The following is a 25,012-nucleotide window of genomic DNA, read 5'->3' as shown; positions in this document are numbered from 1 at the left end:
AGGCTTGTAGCAAACCTAAGCGAACTACTAATTCAGTGATAATGACCAAGTCGTTATTCACGTCAGCTTTCTAGATTAAGAATTTGCCTGGCGGCCATAGCGCCGTGGAACCACCTGATCCCATGCCGAACTCAGAAGTGAAACGCGGTAGCGCCGATGGTAGTGTGGCATTCGCCATGCGAGAGTAGGACACTGCCAGGCACTCAATTTAAGAACCCCGCTCGATGAGCGGGGTTTTTAATTGGCTGAAATTCAGTAATTCGTCTGATAATTGACCCATCTGATCTCTTCTCCTCTGTTCTTATTGTTACTCTTCGCTGTTTTCTGGTTCCACAAATAGCCTGATGTTCCGCTTGGTACTCTTTCTTCGCTGAACCGCTGTCGCTTTGTTCGGTGGCTCTGGTGCCGCCATAACCCGTGAATCCTATGATCGCTTATACGTCGTGATCTCTTGCTTGGGATCTCTACTTCCTGAGTTAGCTGCTCCCTCTTTTTAAGCCGCAACCCCATCGTCCCTGCTTTTCTATTATTCCGAAGAGGGGTTATTGGCGGTACCAACATGCTGGAGCCGTGGTCGCTGCGTTGGGTCGTTGTTGTTTGGGGCAATAAGGAAATGGGAAGGGATGCTCGCAGGAACGCAGAGGTTCGAGGTTGATGGGGGATTTTCTGGTAGTTATTGAGCCTGCAGGAGTGAAGATTAAGGAGGGTGATTTGCTGAGTGCTAGGGGGAGTGGCAAGTCGTAGGCAAATAAAAAGCCCATGCAACATGGTTGCATGGGCTCGGTATGAATGGCGGAGGAGGTGGGATTTGAACCCACGGATGGTCGCCCATCGCCGGTTTTCAAGACCGGTGCATTCAGCCGCTCTGCCACCCCTCCGCAGCAGTGCGGCGAATATTACCATGCTGATCCGGCTTGTAAATCCCCGTCCGGTTCGATTGCTGGTTAATTGCGCTAAATGACATGAAAAAGTGGCAATCAGAGCGTATCAAGCGCTTTTTTGGCCAGATAGCTTGACTTGAAAACAGACTCAACCACTATAGTGGCCTCTATCATATCCTCTGCAAGATAACGTTATGACTATTAAAAATGCCCTGTTTTGCGCGCTGGCTGGTGTGACCCTGCTGGCGACGCCGGTACATGCAAGCGAGCTGACCAAAAGCGATGTCGAACAAATCGTTCGCGACTATCTGGTCAAGAACCCCGAGATCCTGGTCGAGATGTCCAATGCCCTGCGTGCCAAGCAGGAGAGCCAGCAGGCCGAGAGTGACAAGGCGCTGATCAAGGCTCACTCCAAGCAGCTTTATGCCAATCAGGATCCCGAGATGGGGAATCCGAAGGCGTCGCTGACCATTGTGGAGTTTTTCGATTACAACTGCGGTTACTGCAAACGGGCCCATCCGCTGGTCAAGAAGCTGATGGCGGAAGATAAAGATATCCGTTACATCTACAAGCAGTTCCCCATTCTGAGCGAGTCCTCCTACTTCGCAGCCCGTGCTGCGCTGGCGGTCCAGCTGGGTCAGCCTGACAAGTACCAGGCGTTCCACGAGAAGCTCTATACCCATCAGGGCCCGCTCGCTGATGAAGCACAGGTCAAGAAGGTGGCAGAAGAGGCCGGTGTTGACTGGAGCAAGGTGGAGGCCAAGATCAAGGATGGTAGTATTGACCAGAACCTCGGTACCAACCGTGCGCTGGCTGAAGCGCTCGGTATCTCCGGTACCCCGGCCTTCATCATCGGTGATCAGATCCTGCGCGGTGCCCCCCGTGATCTGGCCAGCCTGAAGGGGTTTATCAAGGACGTGCGTGCCGGCAAGAGCATTCAATAAGTAGTTGTCATGGTCGAGGACCCAGCGCCCCGGCCAGATACAGAAAGAGGGTCGGTATCACTACCGGCCCTCTTTTTTATTATGTCCTTTGGCACAAGTGGTCGTCGCGAAAGGACCATAACAACGTGCTCAGGACCCGGCCTGTTGGCCTCAGTAACAAGTATTAGCAGAGTCGTTCGGAGTCTATTGATAAATATTTCGCCTTGCAGAGGCGTGTCGTGAGCATTGCTTAATTCCGGTCAAGATTTTTTCTGCTGCTTGCCTTAGAATCGCCGCCCGTTGCAGGAGAAACCCCTATGTTAGTTGATATTTTACGGCTGGTTTTTATAGCCGGAGGCCTCGTATTTGTCTTCATGCTGGTGCAAGCCTGCTGGCGGAAGAAGCAGAGTGGATCCTTTGAGGCGACCCCCTTCTGGCCGGTGGCATTGATCGGTGGGGTTGCCAACTTCCTCGATACCCTGGGGGTGGGCAGCTTTGCGGTAAAGACCGCCTGCTACAAGCAGTTCAAGCTGATCGATGATCGAGTGCTGCCGGGTACCCTCAATGGGCAGTGCGTGCTGCCGACCGTGACTCAGTCGCTGATCTTCGTCGGCGCAGTAGCGGTGGAGCCGCTGACGCTGATCAGCATGATGATGGCCGCCGCAGTGGGCGCGGCCTGGGGCGCTCGCCATGTGGCCTCGTTTGATCGGCAGACCATCCGGTTGGTGATGGCTATCTCCTTGCTGGTCGTCGCAGGGCTTATCTTTGCCGGTCTGCTGGGTCTTTTCCCTGTAGGCGGTGATGCGATGGGGCTCAGCGGCTACAAGCTGGCGATCGCCCTGCTTGGCAATTTCATCTTCGGAGTGCTGATGAATGTCGGTATTGGCCTGTTTGCTCCCTGCATGACGCTGGTTTATCTGCTGGGGATGAATCCGCTGGCGGCGTTTCCGATCATGATGGGCTCCACCGCCGTGCTTAGCGTTTTCTCCGCAGGCACCTTTATCCGTAAAGGGGCATTCGATGCCAAGGCGGTGCTGGCGGTAGCCATCTTTGGCCCCATCGGTGTGATGCTGGCCGCCATGCTGGTCAAATCCATGGATATGGAGATGCTGAAGTGGCTGGTTGCCTTTATCGTCATCTATACCTCCTGGACCATGTACGCTTCCTGGCGGGCGGCGCGTCGCTCCCCTGTGCAGCTGACGGTGGAGAGCGCAGGCTAGCCTGTACCAGTGCCGCTTCGGCCTTGGCTCCCAGAAAGACATAGAGGCCAAGTGCCAGCAGCAAACCCACCGCGCACCCCATTACCCCGACCGCAGGCCAGAGCAGCTCGCTCTGGCCGAGCGAGCCTTTGAACAGCAGCAACAGCCCCTCGATGGAGACCGCGATCAGAATGGCGGCGATAAAGCGGGTGATGGTGCGGCGAATGGCGCTGTGGCGGAAGATATCCTTATGCAGCAGTACCTCCTCTTCCAGAATAGTCTTGCCCAGATCGAACACCGCCAGTGCCAGCGTCAGGAAGATGATGGAGCTAAAGGCGCCGAGCTGGTTCTGCTGCTCGCCGCACAATAGCTGGTAGAGCTGCTCCAGCCCGTGCCAGATCAGGGTGGCGACGATCAAAAACAGCGCCATGCTGAGCACCACATAGACCGCCTTGAACCAGGGCATGGCGCTGCGGCGCTCCCTGTCCCCCATCAACCAGCCAATCAGCTGATTCAGACAGACGGTGATCTCTCGTCCTTGCCCCTGGACGATAAGGTACAGCCGGTTATGGGCGGCCGGTGCCGCAGGCTGGATGCACATCGGCCCCTGATAGTGGTCAATGCTGACGACAAAGGGATACCCCTTGAGCGAGACAAGGGGGGCGCTGAGCAGCCCCTGCAGTAGCGGGGTCAACTCCTCCTGATACTCCTGATAGCGCCGCAGCACATCGATGGGGCTCATCTCTGCCATATGGACCTCGGTGACGTGGGCTCTTGTGGTGAATGTGCAAATTGTGGGCCTGCTTTATGACAGGGATGGCAGGGCAAGTTGCACCAGAGGATGACAAATCGGTGGATGACGAGGGGGTAATGCACCAGAAATGGGCGTATTGCCGCCCTGTGTGGTGATGGATCTGTAATAGAAAAGGGCCCATGACGGGCCCTTTGCGACAACCAGCGGCGATTTAGCCAGCCAGCTTGGCGAAGCTGCGCTCGGCGGCAGCCAGGGTATGTTCGATCTCCTTGTCGCCATGAGCCAATGACAGGAAGCCCGCCTCGTAGGCGCTCGGCGCCAGATAGACGCCCTCTTCCAGCATGAGATGGTAGAAGCGCTTGAAGCGTTCCATATCGCAGCGAGTGACCTGCTCGTAGCGGGTGATTTCGTTCTCGTCGGTGAAGAAGAAGCCGAACATGCCGCCCACATAGTTGATGGCGAGCGGGATACCGTGTTTGGCGGCGGCCGCTTTCAGTCCCTCGGCAACACGCGCAGTCTTGGCGCTCAGCTGCTCATAGAGGCCCGGCTCCAGCAGCAGATCCAGCATGGTGAGACCGGCAGCCATGGCCACCGGGTTGCCGGAGAGAGTCCCCGCCTGATAGACAGGGCCGGTCGGGGCGATGTGCTGCATCACCTTCTTCTTGCCGCCGAAGGCGCCTACAGGCATGCCGGCACCGATGATCTTGCCAAGGGTGGTGAGATCCGGGTCGATGTTGTAGTGACCCTGAGCACCGCGCAGGGAGACGCGGAAGCCGGTCATCACCTCGTCCAGGATCAGCAGGGCACCGAACTCGTCACAGATGGCGCGCAGCCCCTCCAGAAAGCCGGGGACCGGCGGGATGCAGTTCATGTTGCCTGCGACCGGCTCGACGATGATACAGGCGATCTCGCTGCCGTACTGGGTGAAGGCTTCACGCACCGAATCCAGATCGTTGAAGACGCAGGTCAAGGTGTGTTTGGCGAAATCGGCCGGAACGCCCGGGCTATTGGGCTGACCCAGGGTCAGGGCGCCGGAGCCGGCCTTGACCAGCAGGGAGTCGGCGTGGCCGTGGTAGCAGCCCTCGAATTTGACGATCTTGTCGCGGCCAGTGTAGCCACGGGCCAGACGGATGGCGCTCATGGTGGCTTCGGTGCCGGAGTTGACCATCCGCACCTGCTCCATAGAGGGGACGATCTGGCGCACTTTCTCGGCCATCAGCACTTCGATCTCGGTCGGCGCACCGTAGCTCAGCCCCTTCTCAACGGCCTTGATGACGGCGGCCTTGATGGCCGGGTGGTTGTGACCCAGCAGCATGGGGCCCCAGGAGCCGATGTAATCCACGTAGGCATGACCATCCACATCATAGAGATAGGCGCCATCGGCGTGATCGATGAAGCGGGGCGTGCCGCCGACCCCATTGAAGGCGCGGACCGGTGAGTTGACGCCACCCGGAATGGTCTGGCGGGCCTGTTCAAACAGCTGATCTGATTTTGACATGGATCATCCTTAATGGGATTTTGGTCGTCACACAAGGGATTGCAGCCGATTGAGACTCGGCAGGCCGGAGCATCAGGAGTATGCTTTGCGCTCTCGCCACCCGGACTCTCGGTCTGCTCCCGTGACAAAAATTTAACGGGCCGACTATAGCAGAAAGCCCCAGCCCTGGGCAGCCGAGCAACGCGCCGGGTGATCCTGATCTCAGCTAGCTGACGATATGGTTTTTCCAAGTTGGTGTAACAAGATGGCGCAACAAGCTCTCTCCTCTGAAGCCGATACCTCTTCGCGGGGGCCGCTTTCCCGCATTATCCGGCAAGACAAGATGCCCTTGCTGGTTCTGTTGCTGGCGGCGCTGGTCGGCACCCTGGCCGGACTGGTGTGCGGTCTGTTCGAATCTGGTGTCCACTGGCTGGCAGAACAACGTATCGCCTTGCTGGCAGACCGTCCCTGGTGGCAGCTCGGTCTGCTTGGCTTTGGCTTCAGCGCCTTGCTGGGATTTGTCGGTTACTTCCTCACTCATACCTTTGCCCCGGAAGCGGGCGGCTCCGGCATTCCCGAGATCGAGGGGGCGATGGACGATCTGCGCCCTGTTCGGTGGTGGCGGGTGTTGCCGGTCAAGTTCTTCGGCGGCATCTGCACCCTGAGTTCCGGCATGGTGCTGGGGCGGGAGGGGCCTTCGGTACAGATCGGCGGCAACCTCGGCAAGATGGTGGCGGATATCTTCCGGCTGCCCAAGGAGCATGGCCATGCCCTGTTGGCCGCCGGTGCGGCGGGCGGTCTGGCGGCAGCCTTCAATGCGCCGTTGGCAGGCATCCTGTTCGTGATGGAGGAGATGCGACCGCAATTCCGCTACTCCTTTCTGGCCATCAAGGCGGTGGGGATCTCCGCCATCATGGCGACCTTGATGTTGCAGAACATGAAAGGCCAGGGGGCGGTGATCACCTTGCCTCACTACGATGCGCCAGCCCTCAAGGCGCTCTGGCTGTTCCTCTTTATGGGAGCCACCTTCGGGGTGCTCGGTTTTGTCTTCAACAAGCTGGTGCTGGCCTGTCAGGATGGCTATCTGGCGTTGCATCAGAACAAGCGCCACCGTTTTGTAGCCATTGGCATGCTGGTCGCCGGAACGTTCGGTGTGCTGTCGCTGTTTGCTCCTTCGGTGACGGGCGGCGGCACCGAGCTTATTCCTCATCTGATGGGGGATGAGTATGCGATGGCGACCCTGTTCCTCATCTTCTCGGTGCGGTTGGTTGCGACCCTCATCTGCTTCTGCTCCGGTGCCCCGGGCGGGGTGTTTGCGCCGACCCTGGCATTGGGCACCCTGTTTGGCGTGGTGTTCGGCCATCTGTTTCATGCGGCGTTTCCGGAGCTTGGCATCGAGCCCGGCGCCTTTGCCATCGCCGGAATGGGGGCGCTGTTTGCTGCCACCGTGCGCGCCCCCATCACCGGTATCGTGCTGGTCACCGAGATGACCGACAACTATCAGCTGATCCTGCCGATGATGATTACCACGGTCGGGGCGACTCTGGTTGCCCAGTGGCTGGGTGGCCGACCCATCTATTCCCAGATCCTGGAGCGAACTTTACGGCTCGCCGCGCGTCAAAAGCGGGGTGATGGCAGTGCCACGGCCAGTTAATTTTTCCCTTTATCGCCTTTGGCCCCGGTCAGGGCGGTATAGTGAAGGGAGAGGCGCTGCCGTAAATAGCGTGATAACGGGATGAGGGGCTATGTCCAATCTATTGAAGTTATTGGTCGTGTTAGCCGTTGGCGGGCTCATTGGTTACTTTGTCGGTAACCGTCAGGAGCTGGCCCAGAGCAGTCTGTTGGTGGTACAGCAGGAGACGCTGGATCGTCAGGGCAAGGCCATCGGCCAGCTCAAGACCGAATTGGGGGTGAAAGATACCCAGTTGGCGACCCAGAAAGCGGCCTTCGAGCAGTTGCAGACCACCTTGAAGAGTCAGGAGGCGCAGGTGCAGGAGCTCAAGCGCCAGCTGGCCTTTTTCGAGCGGATCATGCGCCCCACCGGCGAACAGGTGGGGGTAGTGATCGACAACCTGACTCTGCAGGAGACCAGCATTCCCGGTCGCTACCACTACCGTCTAGCCCTGACCCAGCCCGCCAAAAAGCGGGAGCTGTTCCGTGGTCAGGTGCAGATCCGGGTCGAGGGGAGCCTGGCCGACAAGCCGAAGACGCTGACCGGTCGCGATCTCGGAATGAAGGTGAGCGAGTGGCGTTATGCCCTGCGTTATTTCCAGCTGCTGGAAGGGAATTGGCAGTTGCCGGAAGGCTTTGTGCCGGATCGGATCCGTGTCACCATCAACAAGGATGGCAGGCAACCGGCGCAAGAGCTGCTGGTTGAGTGGGGCGAGGTGATCAAGCCGCTGGTCGCCGCGCCGCCTGCTCCGGTTCCCGCTGCCGGTTAAACGTGGTGAATACTTGAACTGAATGGTCGGGTATTGGATAATTTCGCGGTTTCCATGTTTGTGGATCTAATGGTTGTGAGGTCAGTAATGAGTGCAGTAGCAGAAGCCCCGCTGCCCATCCAGATGACGGATGCGGCGGCCAACAAGGTGAAGAACCTGATCACCGAGGAAGAGAATCCCGAGCTGAAGCTGCGGGTATACATCACGGGTGGGGGCTGCTCCGGTTTCCAGTATGGCTTTACCTTTGATGAGAAGATCAACGACGGGGACACCGTAGTCGAGAAGAATGGCGTCACCATGGTGATCGATCCCATGAGCCTGCAATATCTGGTAGGCGGCAGTGTGGATTACACCGAGGGTCTGGAAGGTTCGCGCTTCACCGTGACCAACCCCAATGCCACCACGACCTGTGGCTGCGGCTCCAGCTTTTCCATCTGATCGGCGTTATCGGTCTGATGAAACGGCTCTCGGCAACGAGGGCTGTTTTTGTTTGTGGTGATCAGTGCGCTCCATCAAACAGCATTTCTCTGAAACAACAAAGGCGCCTTGATGGCGCCTTTGTTGTTTGCAGGATGGCTTAGCGGGAGCTTGCCGCCGCGACCAGCGGGACCCGGTTCACTGCCTTGCCCATGTAGGCGAGGGTGATGGTCACAATGATACAGGTGAAGCTCAGCCACATGTAGGGGAGGTAGTCGAGGGTGGCCACTCCCAGTACCCCGGCCATGAAGATGCCGTTGTCGCTCCAGGGCACCATGCCGCAGGTGAGGGTGCCGCCAAACTCGGCGTTGCGAGAGAGGTTCTTGCGCGCCAGTCCCAGTCGGTCGTAGTTTTTGGCCATGATCTTGGGGGTCAGGATCAGCGACACATACATGGCTGAGCCAAACACGTTGGCCAGAAACGCGGTACCGATGGTGTGGCTGGTCAGGCTGCCGACGCTGTTGATGCGCTTCTCGAAGGCGCTGGCGATCACTTCCAGAATACCGACCTTCTCCAGCAGGCCGCCAAACCCGAGACCGAAGATGATGACCGCGACCGAGCCCAGCATGGACTCCATGCCGCCGCGCCCGAGAATGTTGTCGATAAAATCGATGCCGGAGGTGATGGCAAACGGACTATAAGCCGAGTGCATTGCCTTGACCGGATCCATGCCCTGGAAGGCGATGGCCCAGATCAGGCCCAGCAGGGCGCCGAAGCTGATCACCGGGAAGGCGGGCTTGCGATTTGCCAGCAGGCCCAGCACCAGCACCACCGGCACTATGGCCAGCGGAGTGATGTTGAACTGGTTGTCGAGAGCCTCCATCACCAGATTGACCTGCTCCAGGCTGACATTACCCGAATACTGCATGCCCACCACGGTGAACAGCACGGCGGTGATGACATAGGAGAGCAGGCTGATAGGCAGCATCCCCTTGATGTGTTCCACCACGTCGACGTTGGACATGGTCGAAGCCAGCACTACTGAGTCGGAGAGCGGAGAGAGCTTGTCACCGAAGTAGACGCCGGAGAGCACGGCACCGGCTACCAGCGGCGCAGGCACGCCGAGGCTGTGGCCGATCCCCATCATGGCGATGCCGGCCGTGGCGGCAGAGCCCCAGGAAGTGCCGGTGGCCAGCGAGGTCAGGGAGCAGATGATCAAGGTTGCCAGCAGGAAGATGGACGGGTGAATCACCTTGAGGCCGAAGTAGATGATGCTGGGGACTATGCCGCCAGCAATCCAGGTGCCGACCAGAGCACCGACGGAGACCAGGATAAGGATGGCCCCCATCCCCTTGGCAACGCCGTCAACGGCAGCCTGCTCCAGGGATTTGTAATCGTGGCCGAGTTTGATGCCAAGCCCCATGATGACGAACCAGGCGATGAACAGCGCCAGCTGGATCGGCAGATCGAGCACGCTGGTGAACGAGAATGCCAGGGCCAGGAAAATGGCCAGACAGGCAAACACCTGTGCCATGCCCGGTAGTCGGATGTGGTTTTGTTGGTTTTGCATAGATACTTCCTAAACTCTTGCTCGCCAAGGTCACTCCCTCTCGTCCTGTGGATACATCGATCCCGAGGAGGCAACCCAAAAAGAGGCCGCAATCTACCACAAACCCGGCGGGTTAAAGCCCCATCAAATTGGCAAAAATGCACATTTGATTGAAAAAATCACAAATTAGTTGATCTCATAACCCGTTTTTGAGCGGCCTGTTGACACAAAGGGCCACATACGAAGCTTGCCCGTGACGCCACTTGCATCCCCAGCAGATGAAGATGATAATTATTATCAATTGTTGATTGGGGAGAAAACAATGCGCTGGATATTGCGGGGTATGATGTTGCTGGTGGCGGTGGCCGTACTCGCATGGGGTCAGGATAAAGAGTACGGCATCTGGAGTGCCGGTTTTCTGCTGGCTGCCTGGGTGATACTGGAGCCCGGATTGCGGCCCGCCTTGATCTTGCTGCCAGTGGCCGGGTTGACCGGTATCGTTACCCTGCTCTGGCAGCAGCCCTGGTTATGAGCTTTTGACGGGGGCCTGCTTGATCTTCTGCTGTGCCACCTTGAGCGATTCGACCACCAGCTTCTCCATTTCGGTGCGCTTGGCGTCGGTCAGGAAGTAGATCATGTCGACATTGTGGCGAATATAGTGGGCCGGAAGCTGGTTGAGGGTAAGGCAGCAGAGGTCGGCCATCTGATCGCTGTTGAGCTTTTGCTGCAGCCCCTGTTTCTCAATCTCCTTGAGCACCAGATGTTCGTAAAAGTTGTGAATGTCGGTATCCAGTATCATATGCGTTCCTTGGCATGACGATGAGCGGGGAGTCGTCAAAAGCATAGCCATAACAAGGAGTAAAAACAAAAGGCCCATCACTTTCGTGATGGGCCTTTTGTGTAATGAATGGTGCGAAGAGAGGGACTCGAACCCTCACATCCGTGGGACACTAACACCTGAAGCTAGCGCGTCTACCAATTCCGCCACCTTCGCACACTGATTTTCTCCAGCTGGTTTTTAAATGCGGTTGGAGCGCATTGCTCTGTGTTTACATGTCAGAAGCATGGTGCGAAGAGAGGGACTCGAACCCTCACACCCGAGGGGCACTAACACCTGAAGCTAGCGCGTCTACCAATTCCGCCACCTTCGCACATTCGGGTTTCCAGTCTGGATTTACATGCTGTCTGGATAAAGCATGGTGCGAAGAGAGGGACTCGAACCCTCACATCCGTGGGACACTAACACCTGAAGCTAGCGCGTCTACCAATTCCGCCACCTTCGCACATTGTGTTACCAGTTTTGATTTACATGCTGTCTGGAGAAGCATGGTGCGAAGAGAGGGACTCGAACCCTCACACCCGGGGGGCACTAACACCTGAAGCTAGCGCGTCTACCAATTCCGCCACCTTCGCACATTCGGGTTTTCTAGTTGGATTTACATGCTGCTGAATCAGCATGGCAGTATTGGTGCGAAGAGAGGGACTCGAACCCTCACATCCGTGGGACACTAACACCTGAAGCTAGCGCGTCTACCAATTCCGCCACCTTCGCATCACTGCGGAGGGGGATTCTATAGAGTTTTGGGGGAGCGTCAACAGCCAAAGGGGACTTTTTTCGCTGTTGACGCCCAAAGTGGCGCCAAGGGTACAAAACTTCAGCAATTAGCTGACGTTTGGCATTCAGTAACGGCCCAATGCGCTCTGATACATCCGTTCATACTGAGTGACCGAGTCAGGCCAGTTGAAGCGGGTACTCATGGCATTGCGCTGCACCTTGGCAAAGCGCTCTTTGTCCTGCAGAAAATAGAGCAGGCTGCGACGCATGGTATCGAGCAGGATAGCGGCAGTCGGATCGTTGAAGCAGAAGCCGGTGGCATGCTCGGGATCTGCATCCCAATCCACCACGGTATCTTTCAGACCACCCACGGCCCGCACCAGTGGCAGGGTGCCATAGGCGAGACTGTACATCTGGTTGAGGCCGCAAGGCTCGAACAGCGAGGGCATCAGGAAGAAGTCGGCACCGGCTTCGACCAGATGAGCCAGCCGATCGTCATAGGTGTTGATGAAGGCGAGCTTGCCCGGATAATCCCGGGCCATGGTTTGCAGTTGCGTGGCGAGCGCAGGATCGCCAGAGCCGACGATCACCACTTGTACCTGATGGTGGAGGAATTTCTCCAACGCAGGGAGCAGCAGGGGAACGCCCTTTTGCTCGGTCAGGCGGCAAACCATGCCGTAGATGGGCAAGTCCGCCACGGCCAGCCCCGCCTCCTGTTGCAGGCTCTCTTTGCAGATCTGTTTGCCAGCCATGTTGTCGATGCTGTAGGTCGCAGGCAGGAATTCGTCGAACTCAGGATCCCAGTCCTTGTAGTCGCAGCCGTTGAGGATGCCGCAGAGATCCGCCGCCCGTTGCTGGAAGATATGTGCCATGCCGTGGGCGCCGAGGTGAGTCAGCAGCTCCTGGGCATAGTTGGGGCTGACCGCATTGATCTTGTCGGCGTAGAGCACCCCGCATTTGAGCAGATTGACGTGGCCGTAGTCGTAGTTGATGCGGCGTTCGTAGTCGGCGATCTCGGGCATGGCCCAGAACTGCTCGCGGCCAAACACCCCCTGAAACGCCGCATTGTGAATGCTGATCACGCTGCGGGTCTGCTGGAAGAAGGGGTTGTGAGCGTGGCGGGTTTTCAGCAGCAGTGGCAGCAGGCCGGTGTGCCAGTCATTGCAGTGGGCGATATCCGGGGCAAAGCCAAGCTGCTCGCAGGCATGGAGGGCCGCAGCCGAGAAGAAGGCAAAGCGCTCGCCATTATCCGGATAGGCCTGATTGTTCTCGGCGTAGAGCTGGGGACGATCGAAATATTGCGGGCAGTCGAGCAGATAGACGCAGACGCCATCCAGCTCCATCTGGTAGATGCGATAACCGATATCCGGCAGCCCAGGGTGGGTTGGCAACCAGCGTGACGCCACTAATCTGGCCTCATCCCGTCGCTTTATCGTCTTGTAGAAGGGCAACATGATCCTGACATCATGCCCCTTCTGGGCCAGGTACATCGGCAGGGCTCTGGCGACATCGGCCAGGCCCCCGGTCTTGACCAGCCCCTCAACCTCCGAGGCAACAAACAGGATTTTCAGTGGGTTAATAGCCAACTCTTGCTCCCTTAGGTACCACCACGATACCGCCTTCGGATACGGTAAATCGCTCTCTATCGTGGTCCAGATTTTCACCGATAACGGTGCCGGGCGCAATTTCAACATTTTTATCAATGATCGCGCGCCGGATGGAGCACCCTTCACCAATCTTCACATCCCCCAGCAGCACGGACTCACTGATATGGCTGCACGCGCCGATATTGCAGCGGAAACCGAGGATGGAGCGCTGGATCTGGCTGCCCTGAATGAAGCAACCGGCGGAGATCAGCGAGTTGGCGATCTTCACCTTGCACTCGTCGCTGTCGATGAAGGTAGCAGGCGGCAGCGCCGGATAGTGGGTGTGCAGGGGCCACTTGCGGTTATAGAGGGAGAAGGGGGGATTGTCGGCCACCAAGTCCATGTGCGCTTGCCAATAAGAGTCGAGGGTGCCCACATCCCGCCAGTAGACGTGCGGTTTCTCGCCGGGGATGACGTTGGTGCTGTAGTCATAGACATAGACGGGGGCGCGCGGGTAGAGGCTCGGGATCACATCCTTGCCAAAGTCGTGGCTGGAGTTCTCCTCGGCGGCATCCCGCTTCAACTCGCGGCAGAGCGCATCGGTCTCGAAGATGTAGTTGCCCATGGAGACCAGCGCCTGGGCCGGATCGCCGGGAATGTGCTTGGGCTGCTTCGGCTTTTCCTGAAAGCCGATCATCCGCCCTTCGGTATCGACCTCGATCACCCCGAAGGCGCTCGCCTCTTCGATGGGCATGCGCAGGGCGGCGACTGTCATGGCGGCGTTCTTCTGCTTGTGGAAGGTGACCATCTGGCTCACATCCATCTTGTAGATGTGGTCGGAGCCGAAGATGCAGACATGATCCGGTTCGGCCCGCTCGATAAAGCCGAGGTTCTGGTAGATGGCGTCGGCGGTGCCGTCATACCAGCGTTTGCCCATCCGCATCTGGGCCGGGATGGGATCGATAAAGCGGTCGGTGATGCCGACGATATTCCAGCCCTTCTTCATGTGCAGGTAGAGGGACTGGGATTTGAATTGGGTCAGTACATAGATGCGCAGAAAGTCGGCGTTGACGAAGTTGTTGAGGACAAAGTCGATCAGCCGGTAGCTGCCACCGAAGGGGACGGAAGGCTTGCTGCGGGTGGTGGTCAGAGGCTGCAAGCGAGTACCTTCGCCACCAGCCAGGATCATGGTCAAAATGCCTGCCATCGTATTTCTCTCCCTGAATTAACAACATGAAAAGGTTTTCAATGTTCGGTATAAAAACACCCCTAAAGGGGTGGTTTTTATCGTGTGCTTAATACCTTATCAGATGCCGGATGGCGCTCTCTAGCTGTTTTATTGTGCGGCTTACACTTATTTACATTTTGCTCAGATAGACCTTGAATTTGGCATCACTGCTGATCACTTCAGTCCGTTTGAAGTGTGTCTCCAGTATAGGCTGGTAGCGCAAGAAGGCGTTGGCAACAATGGTCAGCGAACCATTTGGCAGCAAAAATTCCGGCGCCTTGGTCAGGAACTGCTCGGTTGCCGCATAGAAGGTTTTGAGACCCGCATGGAATGGCGGGTTGGAGACGATGTGCTGGAAACGGGTGGAGATATCCGAATAGACATCGGAAGCGGTGACCTTGCCCTGCAGACCGTTGATCGCCAGGGTGCGGCGGCTCGATTCGAGCGCCAGCGCGCTGATATCCACCATGTTGACCCGCAGATCCGGATTGCGCTTGGCCAGCACAGACCCAATCACCCCGGCGCCACAACCGAAATCGAGCAATTCGCCCGTCATCGGTGGCACGGCGGCCAGCAGCATCTGGGTGCCGAGATCCAGCTCGGCGGCGCTGAAGACGCCGGGCAGTGCCAGCACGGTCAGCTCGGTATCACCGGCCTTGCACTGGTAGCGGCCAAACCAGCTATCCAGATCGAACGGGGCGACCGGTTTGCTCAGCTCGCCATGATAGAGCGAGCAGCGGCGCGCCGAGTCACGTTTGATCGGCTTTTCGCCATAGGGGGCCAGCAGCTTGTCGGCGCCATTGATGCCGCCGCGGTTTTCACCGGCGAGGAAGAGATCGGCACCCGCTTCCAGCAAGGGGGTCATCATGGCCAGCAGATATTGTGCCTCAGCCTTGGCCTTGGGCATCAGCAGCAACAGGGCATCGAAGCGGGGGGCGCCACCGAGCTGGTGGTCGAACAGGATAGCCTCGCCGAGGGCGGCCTGCTGGCTGCGGTAGTAGCAGTAATCGGTGGTAAAGACGGTCAGGGTCCGGGCCAGGCTCGCCAGCTGGCGGGGGTAGTCATCCTCCAGCGCGCCACAGACAAGTAGCCGCTTGCCGACAAAGAGGGCTTGGTTTCGTTCCAGCATCTGGCTGACGGCACTGATAGGGCTGCTCATCGGGTCTCTCCACGCAATTTTGGGCGGCCATTATACATAGCCCCTTTCGCCTTGACATTTATGCCGTGTTCCCGAAATATGCCCAGACACCATTTTTTGACCAGAGATGACGAAATGCGGTTCAACGGGTTGAAACGAAAGCACAAAAAAAGCCTGAAATTCGGGCCTGCCGACGTTCGCGCGTAACCTCTCATCCCTGAGAAGCTTCAAACCCCGGTTGCGCACATCGTACCGGGGTTTTTTATTGCCATATGCGCGTCATTTAGGAGAAGGAGATCCCATGTTTCAAGGTTCAATCGTTGCGTTGATCACCCCGTTTCGACAGGGAAAGCTGGATGAAGAGGCGCTGCTGCGTCTGGTGGAGTGGCATATCGAGCAGGGCACTCACGGCATTGTGCCGGTGGGCACCACGGGGGAAAGTCCGACCCTGACCCACGACGAGCACTGCCGGGTGGTGGAGCTGGTGGTCAAACAGGTCGCTGGCCGTATTCCGGTGATTGCCGGAGCGGGCTCCAACAATCCGGTCGAAGCCATCGAGTACACCCTCCATGCCGAGCGGGTGGGGGCTGATGCCACTCTGCATGTGGCCGGTTACTACAACCGCCCCAATCAGGAGGGGCTCTACCACCACTTCAAGGCGGTCCACGACGCCACCGCCAAGCCGATCATTGTCTACAACATCCCGCCGCGCGCCATTGTCGATGTGCAGCCCGCCACTCTGGCCCGTCTGGCCGAGTTGCCGCGCATTGCCGGGGTGAAAGATGCCACCGGCGACTTGGCGCGCCCCTGGACCGAGCGCCAGCTGATCAAAAAGCCTTTCGCCTGGCTCTCCGGTGAGGATGCCACTGCGGTTGCTTACAACATCGGCGGTGGTCAGGGCTGTATCTCGGTGACCGCCAACGTGGCGCCCAAGCTGGTGGCCGAGGTTCAAAGTTTGGCGCTGGCTGGCAAGTGGCAAGAAGCGCGTGAGCTGCAAGACCAGCTGATTCCGCTCCATCAGGCGATGTTTGCCGAGCCGAGCCCGGCCGGTGCCAAATATGCCGCTTCCCTGCTCGGTTTCTGCAGCGAGGAGTGCCGACTGCCGGTGATGCCGCTGTCGGAGGCGACTCGCGAGCGCATTCGCAGCGCCATGCAGCAGCTCAACCTGCTGTAATGCAAAACGGGTGAGCCAAGGCTCACCCGTTTTGTTTTCGGCTTTTGTTTCCGGTCTTTATTTCCGACCTTTAGTACCGGTATGGCCACGCTCAGGCTGCGTGATGCAGCCGTGCGGCGATGGCCAGCTGCAACTCGACATACGCCGGATAGGGGAAGAGATCGGCCAGCTCGGCAGGCCACTCGTCATGCTCGTCCGACTGGGCTTGCAGATGGGCTTGCAGGTTGGTCAGGGCGGGTAGCCAGCGCGCTGGTTGTGGCAGCGCGGCCGCACTGCGGGCGACCAGATCGATCCCCTGGTACAGGGCCGCGAGTGCCTGCTGTTGAATGCCTTTATCCTGAGGATGCTCCAGCCAGAGCTGCTCGTGATGCTGCCAGTGGCGCAGCCCCTCGCTTACCCCCGTTATACCATCCATACCTTCATGTTCGACCAGCGCCTGCAGAGCCAGCGGTTTGCCGAGCCCGGCCAGTCGATAGCCGCGCTGGGCCTTGGATTGGGCGCCAAGGCGCAGCCCGCCGATCCTGGCAAGGCGCCGGGCCAGTGCAAACAGCGCCGCGGTAGCGCCTGATTTGAGCTCCAGTTCCAGCTCGTTGATGGTGGTGTTGCCCTGACTGCCGACTATCTCTCCCTGATCCCAGGCCAGCTCAATCTCGGCCCCCTCGAAGACGATCAGCCAGTGGCGGCGCAGGAAGTCGGTGCGAAACTGGGCGACCAGCTGCTGCTGAATGTGGTCACGCTCGGTCAGGGTCGGCCAAATTTCATCGGGAAAGGCCGAGAGGGTCGGCAGATCGCCGCTGACAGGGGCGTTGTACTCGGGTCTGGCATGCAGGCCGCCCACCACCTGACCGCGGCATTTGATGGTCTGTTCGGCAAAGGCATCGCAGCGGCGAATGCGCAGTCCCATCTCCAGCTGGCGCAGAGCCAAGGTCGGCGTATCGAAATAGACGTTGCCGAGCTGCTGTTGTGACGATTCTTTAATCTCAAGAGAATTCAGCAGGTTGGATAACTCGGCTTGAATGTCGCGGGCGACAAAAAACTTTATCTCGATCTCAGTTTGCATAGTCATTCCGGGCTGGCAGGCAACTTTGGGGGGCAGGATTCGGGTCGCGGGGATATAATGCCCGCGAGACGACTAGATTAATTCGCGGTTTAATTGAGGGCGCAGTTCGGTTACCATGCGCGCCTCATAAAATCGTATCGAGTGTTTTTTCACCGACACAGGTTTGGCCATGCCAGTAAATACTATTTTGGGGCTTTTTGCCAAGTCCCCCATCAAGCCGCTGCAGAAGCATATCGTCAAGGTTCACCAGTGCTCCCAGCAGTTGGTTCCCTTCTTTGACGCCGTTGCCGAAGACCGTTGGGAAGATGCCGAGAAGATCCGGCAGCAGATCGCCCAGCTGGAAAAAGAGGCAGATACCCTCAAGCGTGAAATCCGTCTGAAACTGCCTCGCGGCCTGTTCCTACCGGTTGCACGTACCGACCTGCTGGAGCTGTTGACCCAGCAAGACAAGATTGCCAACCGTGCCAAGGATATCTCCGGCCGCATGCTTGGTCGTCGCATGGAGTTCCCCGCCGAAATGCGGACGGATTTCATGGCTTACCTCAAACGTTGTATTGATGCGACCGCTCAGGCCGAGAAAGCGATCGGGGAGCTCGACGAGCTGCTCGAGACCGGCTTCAAAGGACGGGAAGTGGAAATGGTTGCCGAGATGATCCATCAGCTGGATCTGATCGAGGACGATACAGACACCATGCAGATCGGACTGCGCCAACAGCTGCAAGCTGTTGAGCACAATTACAATCCGATCGATGTGATGTTCCTTTACAAGATCCTCGAATGGGTAGGTGACCTGGCAGATCAGGCCGAGCGCGTAGGCGCCCGTCTGGAACTGATGCTGGCTCGTTCGTAATCGACTGACTGGGTAAACACTACTAATGGACATTATCGCGAATTACGGCACCACTCTGGTGCTCGTGGCGGCCTTGTTCGGCTTTTTGATGGCTTGGGGCATTGGCGCGAATGACGTGGCCAACGCCATGGGAACATCGGTCGGCACCAAATCCCTGACCATCCGTCAGGCGATCATCATTGCCATGATCTTCGAATTTGCCGGTGCCTATCTGGCCGGTGGCGAAGTGACGGCCACCATCCGTAACGGCATCATCGACAGCAATGCGTTTGTCGATAGTCCGGACCTGCTGGTGCTCGGCATGATAGCCTCCCTGCTGGCGGCCGGCGCCTGGTTGATCCTCGCCTCCTACTTCGGCTGGCCTGTTTCCACCACTCACTCCATCATCGGCGCCATCGTCGGTTTTGCGGTGGTGAGCATTGGCCCGGAAGCGGTGCAGTGGAGCAAGTTTGGCGGCATCGTCGGCTCCTGGGTCATCACCCCGGCCATCTCAGGTGTCATCGCCTACTTCATGTTCATCAGCGTGCAGAAGCTTATCTTCAACACCGATGATCCCCTGAACAACGCCAAGCGCTATGTGCCGTTCTACATGTTCCTGACTGCGCTGGTGATCTGTCTGGTGACCATCAAGAAGGGGCTGACCCACGTCGGTCTGCACCTGAGCGATGGCGAGGGCATTCTGCTCTCCATCGCCATCTCCATCGCAGTGGCGTTTGCCGGCTGGATCTACATTCGCGGTCAGAAGTACAACCCGCAGGATGACAGCAAGATGCACTTCGCCAACGTGGAGAAGGTGTTCGGCATCCTGATGGTGATCACCGCCTGTGCCATGGCCTTTGCCCACGGCTCCAACGATGTGGCCAACGCCATTGGCCCGCTCTCTGCGGTGGCCTCTATCGTGGCTTCCGGTGGCGAGATTTCCAGTCAGGCAGCCATTGCCTGGTGGATCCTGCCCCTCGGCGGTATCGGTATCGTGATCGGTCTGGCGACCATGGGCGAGAAGGTGATGGCGACGGTCGGTACCGGCATCACTCACCTGACCCCGAGCCGTGGTTTTGCCGCCCAGCTGGCGACTGCCGCGACCGTAGTGATTGCCTCCGGTACCGGTCTGCCCATCTCCACCACCCAGACCCTGGTCGGTGCTGTGATGGGTGTCGGTCTGGCGCGCGGTATTGCGGCGCTGAATCTGGGGGTACTGCGCAACATCGTGGTCTCCTGGATCATCACCCTGCCTGCCGGTGCCATTCTGGCTATCGCGATCTTCTACGTGCTGCAGGCCTGCTTCTCCTAATCGAAGCGGCATTCAGCAAAAAGCCCGAGTCATCGACTCGGGCTTTTTTATTGTGCGCGGGGGAGAGGTGCTGCTCCCTTTGCAATCTGCCTTAGAGGCTGGCGCAGATCTGCCACAGATCGTACTGTATAGCGGCGGCGGTCACTTCCCGACCCGCCCCCGGCCCCTGGATCACCAGTGGGTTGGTGCGGTAGCTGTCGCTCTCGATGGCGAAGATGTTGTCGCACGGCAAGAGGTTGGCAAACGGGTGATGGGGCTCCAGCGCCTCCAGTCCGACCCGCGCCTTGCCGTCATGCTCAAAGCGGGCGACGTAGCGCAGCACCTTGCCGAGGCGCTTGGCCCCTTCGAAGGCGGTCTGGATCGGGCCATCCAGCTCTTTCAGTCTGTCCATGAACTGATCGGCGGTCACCTTGCGCAGCGGAACGGGCACCAGATTTTCCAGCTCGATATCGGCGGAGTCGAGCTCAAAGCCTGCTTCCCGCGCCAGAATAAGCAGCTTGCGCCGCACATCCTGACCGGAGAGATCTTCGCGGGGATCCGGTTCGGTCAGGCCGTGCTGCCACGCCTCGTCCACCAACTCGGAGAAGGGGCGGGTGCCATCATACTGCTGGAACAGCCAGGAGAGGGTGCCGGAGAAGATGCCGGAGACCCCCTGAATGCGGTCGCCGCTCTGGCGCAGCATCTGGATGCTGGACTGGATTGGCAACCCGGCACCCACGGTGGCGTTGTAGCGCCACCGCACCTGATGGTCGCGGCAGGTTTGCTTGATGCGCTGGTAGAACTCGCTGTCGGCGGCACCGGCAAACTTGTTGGCGGCGATGATGTGAATGCCGAGCTGGGCAAAATCCGGGTAGTAGCGGCTCACCGTTTCGCTGGCGGTCATGTCCAGCGCAATCAGCGCATCGAAGCTGTGCTGTTCAAGTTGGGAGAACAACTCCGGCCAGATCAGCGGCTTGGGATTGAAGTTGTCCTGTACCTTGAGGGGGTTGAGCCCCTCTTCATCGAGCAGGCCCCCTTCCGAGCTGAACACCCCGTAGAGGGTGAGCGCCAGATTGAGCTCATGTTCGAGCCGTGCCTTTTCGCGGGCATAGAGGCTCAGCCAGTGGCCGCCGATATTGCCCTTGCCGAACACCACCAGTCCGACCCGGGTCGGGCGGCTGAACAGGGCGCTGTGCAGGGCGATGAGCAGCGGCTCCAGCACTACCTGACGCAGCACGGCCACCAGACTCAGGCCATCTCGGGCCACCTGTACGAACTCCAGTGGTTGATCTGCCAGCAGCTGATAGAAGCGATGACACTGTTCTGCGTTGTCGGTGACACCGGCGCCGACCAGCGCCACCAGACTGACCCCCTCTTTCTGAATGAGGCCGGTGAAGCTCCCTTGCAGCTGGAAGTCGCGCAGCAGCTCGAAGGCGCCTTGTGCCACTTCGAGGGTGTAGGCGAGGCGCAGGATCCGGCGATCCGGCTGGCGCTGCAGGGTGAGCGGGTTGAGGCGGTGGCGGGCCAGATGGGCCTCGATGGTGGCCACCGTCTGCTCATAGTTGGTTTGCGGCAGCACCTTCAGCTCGATGAGGGCGATCTGATCCACTGAGGAGACGATGCGGGCGCCACCGGAGCGGGGGGCGCGGCGCAGGATGTGGGTGCAGCCCTCGTCCGGGTTGTAGCTGCAGCGCAGGGTGAGGCGTTGGCGGCTGTCGGCCACCGGTTGCAGGGTGCGCGAGTGCAGCACCGAGGAGCCGAGACGGGCCAGCTCGTTGGCTTCCGCGAGGCTCAGCCGCTCCAGCAGGCGCGCTTCCTTCACCCGGCGCGGATCGGCGCTGTAGACACCGGCCACGTCGCTCCAGATGGTGGTGGATTCGCCGTCCGCTAGCAGTGCCAACAGGCTGGCGCTGTAGTCGGAACCGTTGCGACCGAGCAGCAGGGAGCGCCCCTCCATGTCGGCGGCGATAAAGCCGGTTACCACGATGCGACCGGCATGCTCCGCCAGTCGCGCCTTGAGCAGCTCGCTGGAGAGGGCGGTATCCACCTTGACCAGAGCGCCATCCTCGGCGCGCAGGAAACTGCGGGCATCGAGCCAGATAGCCTTGTCGCCGCGGCTGGTGAGCAGGGCTGCCAGCAGGCGCGCCGACCACACTTCGCCAAAAGCGAGCAGGCCGTTGCGGGCGAAGCGATCAAACTGTCCCTCCAGCGTTTTGGCGATCAGCTGCATGTCGTCGGCCAGCTGCTTGCTCAGATCGAGCTGCAGTTCACCCTCCAGCAGGCCGTCGATCAGGCTCTGCTGATAGGCCTGCAGGGCCGAGATGGCTTCACCGGCGGCTTCGTCCCCCGCTTCGGCCAGCTCCACCAGCTGGATCAGCCGGTTGGTGGTCTTGCCTGCGGCGGAGACCACGATCAGTTCATCCCCGCCCACCTGTTGTTCAACGATACTGGCGACCCGGCGATAACAGACCGGATCCGCCAGACTGCTTCCACCAAATTTGTGGACGTGACGCCGCTTCAATCCTGCTTCTGTGGCCACCGCGATCTCTCCTTGTTGCTGCTGTTCCATTACTTCGCTACCTGTTCTGCCTGCTGCGCCTGTTCAAAAGCCTGAGCCAGATCGGCCACCAGGTCTTCACCGTGTTCAATACCGACCGACAACCGCAGCAGCTGGGCGCTGATGCCTGCTGCCTGCTGCGCCGCCGTGGTCATGGCCCTGTGGGTCATGCTGGCCGGATGGGCCACCAGACTCTCCACCCCGCCGAGGGACTCGGCCACCGAGAAGAGGGTGAGGGCCGCGAGGAAGGCACGAATGCCCGCTTCGCTGCAATCGAGTTCAAAACTTAGCATGGCGCCGAAGCCGGACTGTTGACGGCGCGCAATATCGTGGCCCGGATGGCTCGGCAGGCTGGGGTGATAGATGCGTTTCACCAGCGGCTGCTGTTGCAGGAAGGCGAGGATGCGATCGGTGTTCTCCTGATGGGTGCGCAATCTGGGGGCCAGAGTGCGCAGACCGCGCAGGGTGAGGTAGGAGTCGAACGCCCCGGAGGTGAGCCCCAGACAGTTGGCCCACCACACCAGCGACTCGGCCAGTGCTGTCTCCTTGGCAATCGCCACTCCGCCCACCACGTCTGAGTGACCGTTGATGTACTTGGTGGTGGAGTGCACCACCACGTCGGCACCGAGGGCCAGGGGTTGTTGCAGCAGGGGGGAGAGGAAGGTGTTGTCCACCACCACCTGTGCACCCACCTCGTGGGCGGCGCTGGCGATGGCGCTGATATCCACCACCCGCAGCAGCGGGTTGGAGGGGGTCTCGACCCATACCAGCGCAGGCTTTTGCGCCAGCGCGGCGGCCAGAGCGGCCTCGTCACCCTGATCGACAAACTGCACCCGGTAGTGGCCCTTGGCCGCCAGATACTCAAACAGACGCCAGGTGCCGCCGTAGCAGTCGTGGGGGGCGATCAGCAGATCCCCCGCCTTGAGCAGTGCTGTGGTGACCAGATGGACGGCACCCATGCCGGTGCCGGTAACCACGGCGCCAGCGCCCCCTTCCAGCGCCGCCAGCGCGTCCGCCAGATTGGTGCGGGTCGGATTGCCGGATCGGGCATAATCGTATTGACGGGGCTCGCCAAAGTCGGCAAAGGTGTAGTTGCTGGAGAGGTAGATAGGCGGCACCACGGCACCGTGTTGCTGGTCTGTCTCAATCCCGGTGCGAACCGCCAGGGTGGCCTTGTGGGTCATATCACTCTCCTTGATGTCTCTTCACACGCCGGCATCTTGCTGCCACGCGCCATCCCGCCATTGCGGGCTCATGGACAATCACACTACGCCAGCTTAAAAAAGCCGTCAACACTTCCAGACGTCTAAATGGCTTTGCTGTTGGATTGCCATTAATTTCCTTAAGGGTTAAAATCCGCGCTCACGGCTAAATGAGAACAGGTGAGTCATGGGAACAGAGTGGAACGGCGACTACGTCAGCCCCTACGCGGAACACGGTAAGAAGAGCGAACAGGTCAAGAAGATTACCGTCTCGATCCCGCTCAAGGTGTTGAAAGTGTTGACCGATGAGCGCACCCGCCGTCAGGTGAACAACCTGCGTCATGCGACCAACAGCGAGCTGCTCTGTGAAGCCTTCCTGCACGCTTTCACCGGCCAGCCGCTCCCTTGCGACGAAGATTTGCGCAAGGATCAACCGGACAGCGTCCCGGCCGAAGCGCGCGCCATCATGGAAGCGCTGGGCAAAGAGATCGAAGATTTCGACAAGGAATAACCCCCAATGACGCGGCCCTGGCCGCGTCATTGCTATCTGCCATGTCCCGCTTCAGCCTGCGCCACTATCACCACCATGTCTGCAGCCATAGTCACGACTTTGCCCAGCTGGTGATCCCCCTCGACGGCCCCCTCGAGATCGAGGTGCAGGGCCGGGGGCGCCGGCTTGCCCCCGGTTCTGCCTGCATCATCGCTCCCGGCGAGCGGCACGACTACGCCGCCGATCCGGCGCTCTCGTTTCTGGTGCAGGAGAGCGACTGGCTGCCCGGCGATCTGGCGGCCCGCCCCTTTATCGAGCTGGATGAGCCCCAGCGCCACTACCTCGCTTTTCTGCACAGCATGGTGGCCGAGGGGCGGCAGGTGGCGGGTATGGAGCAGGTGTGGCTCTCCCTGCTGGCGGAAGGGCAGGGGATGCAGAGCGCTGCCACACCGCGCCTTGCCGCCCGCATCCTCAAGGTGCAGCGCCATATTGAGGCCAACCTCGCCGCCCCGCTGACCAATCAGCAACTCGCCGCCATCGCCTGCCTTGGCCAGAGCCAGTTCAAGCTCGCCTTTCGCCAGCAGCTGGGGGTGAGCGTCTCCCACTACATTCGCAGTCGGCGCATGGCACTGGCGCGAACCCTGCTTGCCGGTACGCAACTGCCCGTTGGCGAGATTGCCAGCCGCTGCGGTTACCAGAATCAGGGGGCCTTCAGCGAGCGCTTCCTGAGTGAGACCGGGCTCACTCCGTCCCTCTGGCGCCAGCAAAACGGCCACTTGCCATAACGAAACGGCTGATCGCCGAAGACGGGATGCTCTCTTTGGGCCATGCTGCGGGTCATGCAAGGTGCATGATAAACAGGAGCCGAAATGGAGACGATTAGCTGGCAGGATTTCGAGATGGTGGAGCTCCGGGTGGGCACTCTGGTGCGGGTCGAGCCGTTCCCCGAGGCGCGCAAACCGGCCTACAAGGTATGGGCGGATTTTGGCCCTGAACTGGGGATTCGCAAGAGCAGCGCCCAGATCACCGCTCTCTACCAGCCAGAGCAGCTGGTGGGCCGCCAGATCATCGCCGTAGTCAACTTCCCGACCAAGCAGATCGGCCCGTTTCAGTCGGAGTTTCTGCTGACAGGTTTCTATCGGCCGGATGGCGCCGTAGTGATGGCCATCCCCGAGCAGGCGGTGGAGAACGGCGCCAAGCTGGGCTGAGTTCACACCCGAACAGAGACAAGATAGGCGACCCCAAGGTCGCCTCTCTTTTT

22 protein-coding genes, 6 tRNA genes and 1 rRNA gene are annotated in these 25,012 nt (G+C 59.3%); 13 read left to right on the top strand and 16 right to left on the bottom strand.

From position 1 onward, the window contains the following. The first annotated feature begins 86 nt into the window (after nucleotides 1-86). A 5S ribosomal RNA gene (rrf, locus tag AB5Y99_RS15885) occupies nucleotides 87-201 on the top strand. A 589-nt stretch (nucleotides 202-790) separates the two neighbouring features. Here rrf and AB5Y99_RS15880 read toward each other — a convergent pair. Next, a tRNA-Ser gene (locus AB5Y99_RS15880) sits at nucleotides 791-878 on the bottom strand. Nucleotides 879-1,075: 197 nt separating this feature from the next. On the opposite strand from AB5Y99_RS15880, the gene AB5Y99_RS15875 reads away from it, so the two are divergent. Together AB5Y99_RS15875 and AB5Y99_RS15870 are read left to right on the top strand one after the other, a co-directional pair. Continuing rightward, a complete protein-coding gene (locus tag AB5Y99_RS15875) occupies nucleotides 1,076-1,825 on the top strand; it encodes a DsbA family protein (RefSeq protein ID WP_368210111.1) in 750 nt (249 codons plus the stop codon). 296 nt (nucleotides 1,826-2,121) lie between these two features. Beyond that, the gene (locus AB5Y99_RS15870; RefSeq protein ID WP_368210110.1) at nucleotides 2,122-3,024 is read left to right on the top strand and encodes a TSUP family transporter; all 903 of its coding nucleotides are present in this window, start codon (nucleotides 2,122-2,124) and stop codon (nucleotides 3,022-3,024) included. On the opposite strand, the gene AB5Y99_RS15865 is transcribed toward AB5Y99_RS15870, so the two are convergent. Together AB5Y99_RS15865 and hemL are read right to left on the bottom strand one after the other, a co-directional pair. Then, nucleotides 2,939-3,754 carry a hypothetical protein gene (locus AB5Y99_RS15865; RefSeq protein ID WP_368210109.1) on the bottom strand — a complete coding sequence of 272 codons (816 nt, stop codon included), beginning with the start codon at nucleotides 3,752-3,754 and terminating at the stop codon, nucleotides 2,939-2,941. The genes AB5Y99_RS15870 and AB5Y99_RS15865 overlap by 86 nt on opposite strands. 214 nt (nucleotides 3,755-3,968) lie before the next feature. After that, nucleotides 3,969-5,255 (bottom strand): glutamate-1-semialdehyde 2,1-aminomutase, encoded by a 1,287-nt coding sequence (gene hemL, locus AB5Y99_RS15860; RefSeq protein ID WP_368210107.1) that lies wholly within the window; start codon nucleotides 5,253-5,255, stop codon nucleotides 3,969-3,971. 244 nt (nucleotides 5,256-5,499) lie between these two features. Between hemL and clcA the strand changes: the two genes are divergently transcribed. The 3 genes from clcA to erpA all read left to right on the top strand — a co-directional run bounded on the left by clcA (nucleotide 5,500) and on the right by erpA (nucleotide 8,113). Continuing rightward, nucleotides 5,500-6,888 carry a H(+)/Cl(-) exchange transporter ClcA gene (gene clcA / locus AB5Y99_RS15855; RefSeq protein ID WP_040067313.1) on the top strand — a complete coding sequence of 463 codons (1,389 nt, stop codon included), beginning with the start codon at nucleotides 5,500-5,502 and terminating at the stop codon, nucleotides 6,886-6,888. A gap of 91 nt (nucleotides 6,889-6,979) precedes the next feature. After that, a complete protein-coding gene (locus AB5Y99_RS15850) occupies nucleotides 6,980-7,675 on the top strand; it encodes a DUF6776 family protein (protein WP_005343032.1) in 696 nt (231 codons plus the stop codon). A gap of 87 nt (nucleotides 7,676-7,762) precedes the next feature. After that, nucleotides 7,763-8,113, top strand: coding sequence for an iron-sulfur cluster insertion protein ErpA (erpA, locus tag AB5Y99_RS15845; RefSeq protein WP_005340225.1), 351 nt, complete (start codon nucleotides 7,763-7,765; stop codon nucleotides 8,111-8,113). Nucleotides 8,114-8,252: 139 nt separating this feature from the next. On the opposite strand, the gene nhaC is transcribed toward erpA, so the two are convergent. After that, nucleotides 8,253-9,662, bottom strand: coding sequence for a Na+/H+ antiporter NhaC (gene nhaC, locus AB5Y99_RS15840; protein ID WP_047438574.1), 1,410 nt, complete (start codon nucleotides 9,660-9,662; stop codon nucleotides 8,253-8,255). Nucleotides 9,663-9,963: 301 nt separating this feature from the next. Here nhaC and AB5Y99_RS15835 point away from each other — a divergent pair, with 301 nt between their 5' ends. After that, nucleotides 9,964-10,173 (top strand): hypothetical protein, encoded by a 210-nt coding sequence (locus AB5Y99_RS15835; RefSeq protein ID WP_088870233.1) that lies wholly within the window; start codon nucleotides 9,964-9,966, stop codon nucleotides 10,171-10,173. Here AB5Y99_RS15835 and AB5Y99_RS15830 read toward each other — a convergent pair. The 9 genes from AB5Y99_RS15830 to rsmC form a co-directional block, all read right to left on the bottom strand. Continuing rightward, nucleotides 10,168-10,440: a late competence development ComFB family protein gene (locus AB5Y99_RS15830; protein WP_005343036.1), complete on the bottom strand. Its 273-nt coding sequence runs from the start codon at nucleotides 10,438-10,440 to the stop codon at nucleotides 10,168-10,170. The two genes, AB5Y99_RS15835 and AB5Y99_RS15830, sit on opposite strands and share 6 nt — an antisense overlap. A 109-nt stretch (nucleotides 10,441-10,549) precedes the next feature. Continuing rightward, nucleotides 10,550-10,635, bottom strand: a tRNA-Leu gene (locus AB5Y99_RS15825). 71 nt (nucleotides 10,636-10,706) lie between these two features. Then, nucleotides 10,707-10,792, bottom strand: a tRNA-Leu gene (locus tag AB5Y99_RS15820). A gap of 46 nt (nucleotides 10,793-10,838) precedes the next feature. Beyond that, nucleotides 10,839-10,924 (bottom strand) — tRNA-Leu (locus tag AB5Y99_RS15815). A 44-nt stretch (nucleotides 10,925-10,968) separates the two neighbouring features. Continuing rightward, nucleotides 10,969-11,054 (bottom strand) — tRNA-Leu (locus tag AB5Y99_RS15810). Nucleotides 11,055-11,107: 53 nt separating this feature from the next. After that, nucleotides 11,108-11,193: transfer RNA gene (locus AB5Y99_RS15805), tRNA-Leu, on the bottom strand. Nucleotides 11,194-11,321: 128 nt separating this feature from the next. Further along, nucleotides 11,322-12,782: a glycogen synthase GlgA gene (gene glgA / locus AB5Y99_RS15800; RefSeq protein ID WP_005343039.1), complete on the bottom strand. Its 1,461-nt coding sequence runs from the start codon at nucleotides 12,780-12,782 to the stop codon at nucleotides 11,322-11,324. After that, entirely contained in the window at nucleotides 12,772-13,989 is a 1,218-nt protein-coding gene (gene glgC / locus AB5Y99_RS15795) for a glucose-1-phosphate adenylyltransferase (RefSeq protein WP_139439847.1), read from the bottom strand. The genes glgA and glgC overlap by 11 nt, the downstream gene beginning before the upstream one ends. A 151-nt stretch (nucleotides 13,990-14,140) precedes the next feature. Next, nucleotides 14,141-15,169, bottom strand: coding sequence for a 16S rRNA (guanine(1207)-N(2))-methyltransferase RsmC (gene rsmC / locus AB5Y99_RS15790; RefSeq protein WP_368210106.1), 1,029 nt, complete (start codon nucleotides 15,167-15,169; stop codon nucleotides 14,141-14,143). A 280-nt stretch (nucleotides 15,170-15,449) separates the two neighbouring features. Between rsmC and dapA the strand changes: the two genes are divergently transcribed. Beyond that, the gene (gene dapA, locus AB5Y99_RS15785; RefSeq protein ID WP_201914314.1) at nucleotides 15,450-16,322 is read left to right on the top strand and encodes a 4-hydroxy-tetrahydrodipicolinate synthase; all 873 of its coding nucleotides are present in this window, start codon (nucleotides 15,450-15,452) and stop codon (nucleotides 16,320-16,322) included. 91 nt (nucleotides 16,323-16,413) lie between these two features. On the opposite strand, the gene AB5Y99_RS15780 is transcribed toward dapA, so the two are convergent. Next, nucleotides 16,414-17,382, bottom strand: coding sequence for an inorganic triphosphatase (locus AB5Y99_RS15780; protein ID WP_368210105.1), 969 nt, complete (start codon nucleotides 17,380-17,382; stop codon nucleotides 16,414-16,416). Between the two features lie 169 nt (nucleotides 17,383-17,551). Between AB5Y99_RS15780 and AB5Y99_RS15775 the strand changes: the two genes are divergently transcribed. Then, nucleotides 17,552-18,232, top strand: a complete 681-nt coding sequence (locus tag AB5Y99_RS15775) for a TIGR00153 family protein (RefSeq protein ID WP_005340244.1) — start codon at nucleotides 17,552-17,554, stop codon at nucleotides 18,230-18,232. Nucleotides 18,233-18,257: 25 nt separating this feature from the next. Then, entirely contained in the window at nucleotides 18,258-19,523 is a 1,266-nt protein-coding gene (locus tag AB5Y99_RS15770) for an inorganic phosphate transporter (protein ID WP_005343043.1), read from the top strand. 91 nt (nucleotides 19,524-19,614) lie between these two features. Here AB5Y99_RS15770 and AB5Y99_RS15765 read toward each other — a convergent pair whose 3' ends face one another. Together AB5Y99_RS15765 and metB are read right to left on the bottom strand one after the other, a co-directional pair. After that, nucleotides 19,615-22,071 carry a bifunctional aspartate kinase/homoserine dehydrogenase II gene (locus AB5Y99_RS15765; RefSeq protein ID WP_368210103.1) on the bottom strand — a complete coding sequence of 819 codons (2,457 nt, stop codon included), beginning with the start codon at nucleotides 22,069-22,071 and terminating at the stop codon, nucleotides 19,615-19,617. After that, nucleotides 22,071-23,243: a cystathionine gamma-synthase gene (metB, locus tag AB5Y99_RS15760; protein WP_368210102.1), complete on the bottom strand. Its 1,173-nt coding sequence runs from the start codon at nucleotides 23,241-23,243 to the stop codon at nucleotides 22,071-22,073. The genes AB5Y99_RS15765 and metB overlap by 1 nt, the downstream gene beginning before the upstream one ends. A 205-nt stretch (nucleotides 23,244-23,448) precedes the next feature. Here metB and metJ point away from each other — a divergent pair, with 205 nt between their 5' ends. The 3 genes from metJ to AB5Y99_RS15745 all read left to right on the top strand — a co-directional run bounded on the left by metJ (nucleotide 23,449) and on the right by AB5Y99_RS15745 (nucleotide 24,959). After that, nucleotides 23,449-23,772, top strand: coding sequence for a met regulon transcriptional regulator MetJ (gene metJ, locus AB5Y99_RS15755; RefSeq protein WP_005340251.1), 324 nt, complete (start codon nucleotides 23,449-23,451; stop codon nucleotides 23,770-23,772). A 41-nt stretch (nucleotides 23,773-23,813) separates the two neighbouring features. Further along, on the top strand, nucleotides 23,814-24,536 hold the full coding sequence (locus tag AB5Y99_RS15750) for a helix-turn-helix domain-containing protein (RefSeq protein ID WP_368210101.1): 723 nt from the start codon (nucleotides 23,814-23,816) through the stop codon (nucleotides 24,534-24,536). Between the two features lie 84 nt (nucleotides 24,537-24,620). Continuing rightward, on the top strand, nucleotides 24,621-24,959 hold the full coding sequence (locus AB5Y99_RS15745; RefSeq protein WP_033113988.1) for a tRNA-binding protein: 339 nt from the start codon (nucleotides 24,621-24,623) through the stop codon (nucleotides 24,957-24,959). Nucleotides 24,960-25,012: the final 53 nt, after the last annotated feature.

It is taken from the genome of Aeromonas sp. R4-2 (genome assembly GCF_040908295.1).
GTDB lineage: Bacteria > Pseudomonadota > Gammaproteobacteria > Enterobacterales > Aeromonadaceae > Aeromonas > Aeromonas veronii.
This window is presented reverse-complemented; position numbering and strand designations above follow the sequence as displayed.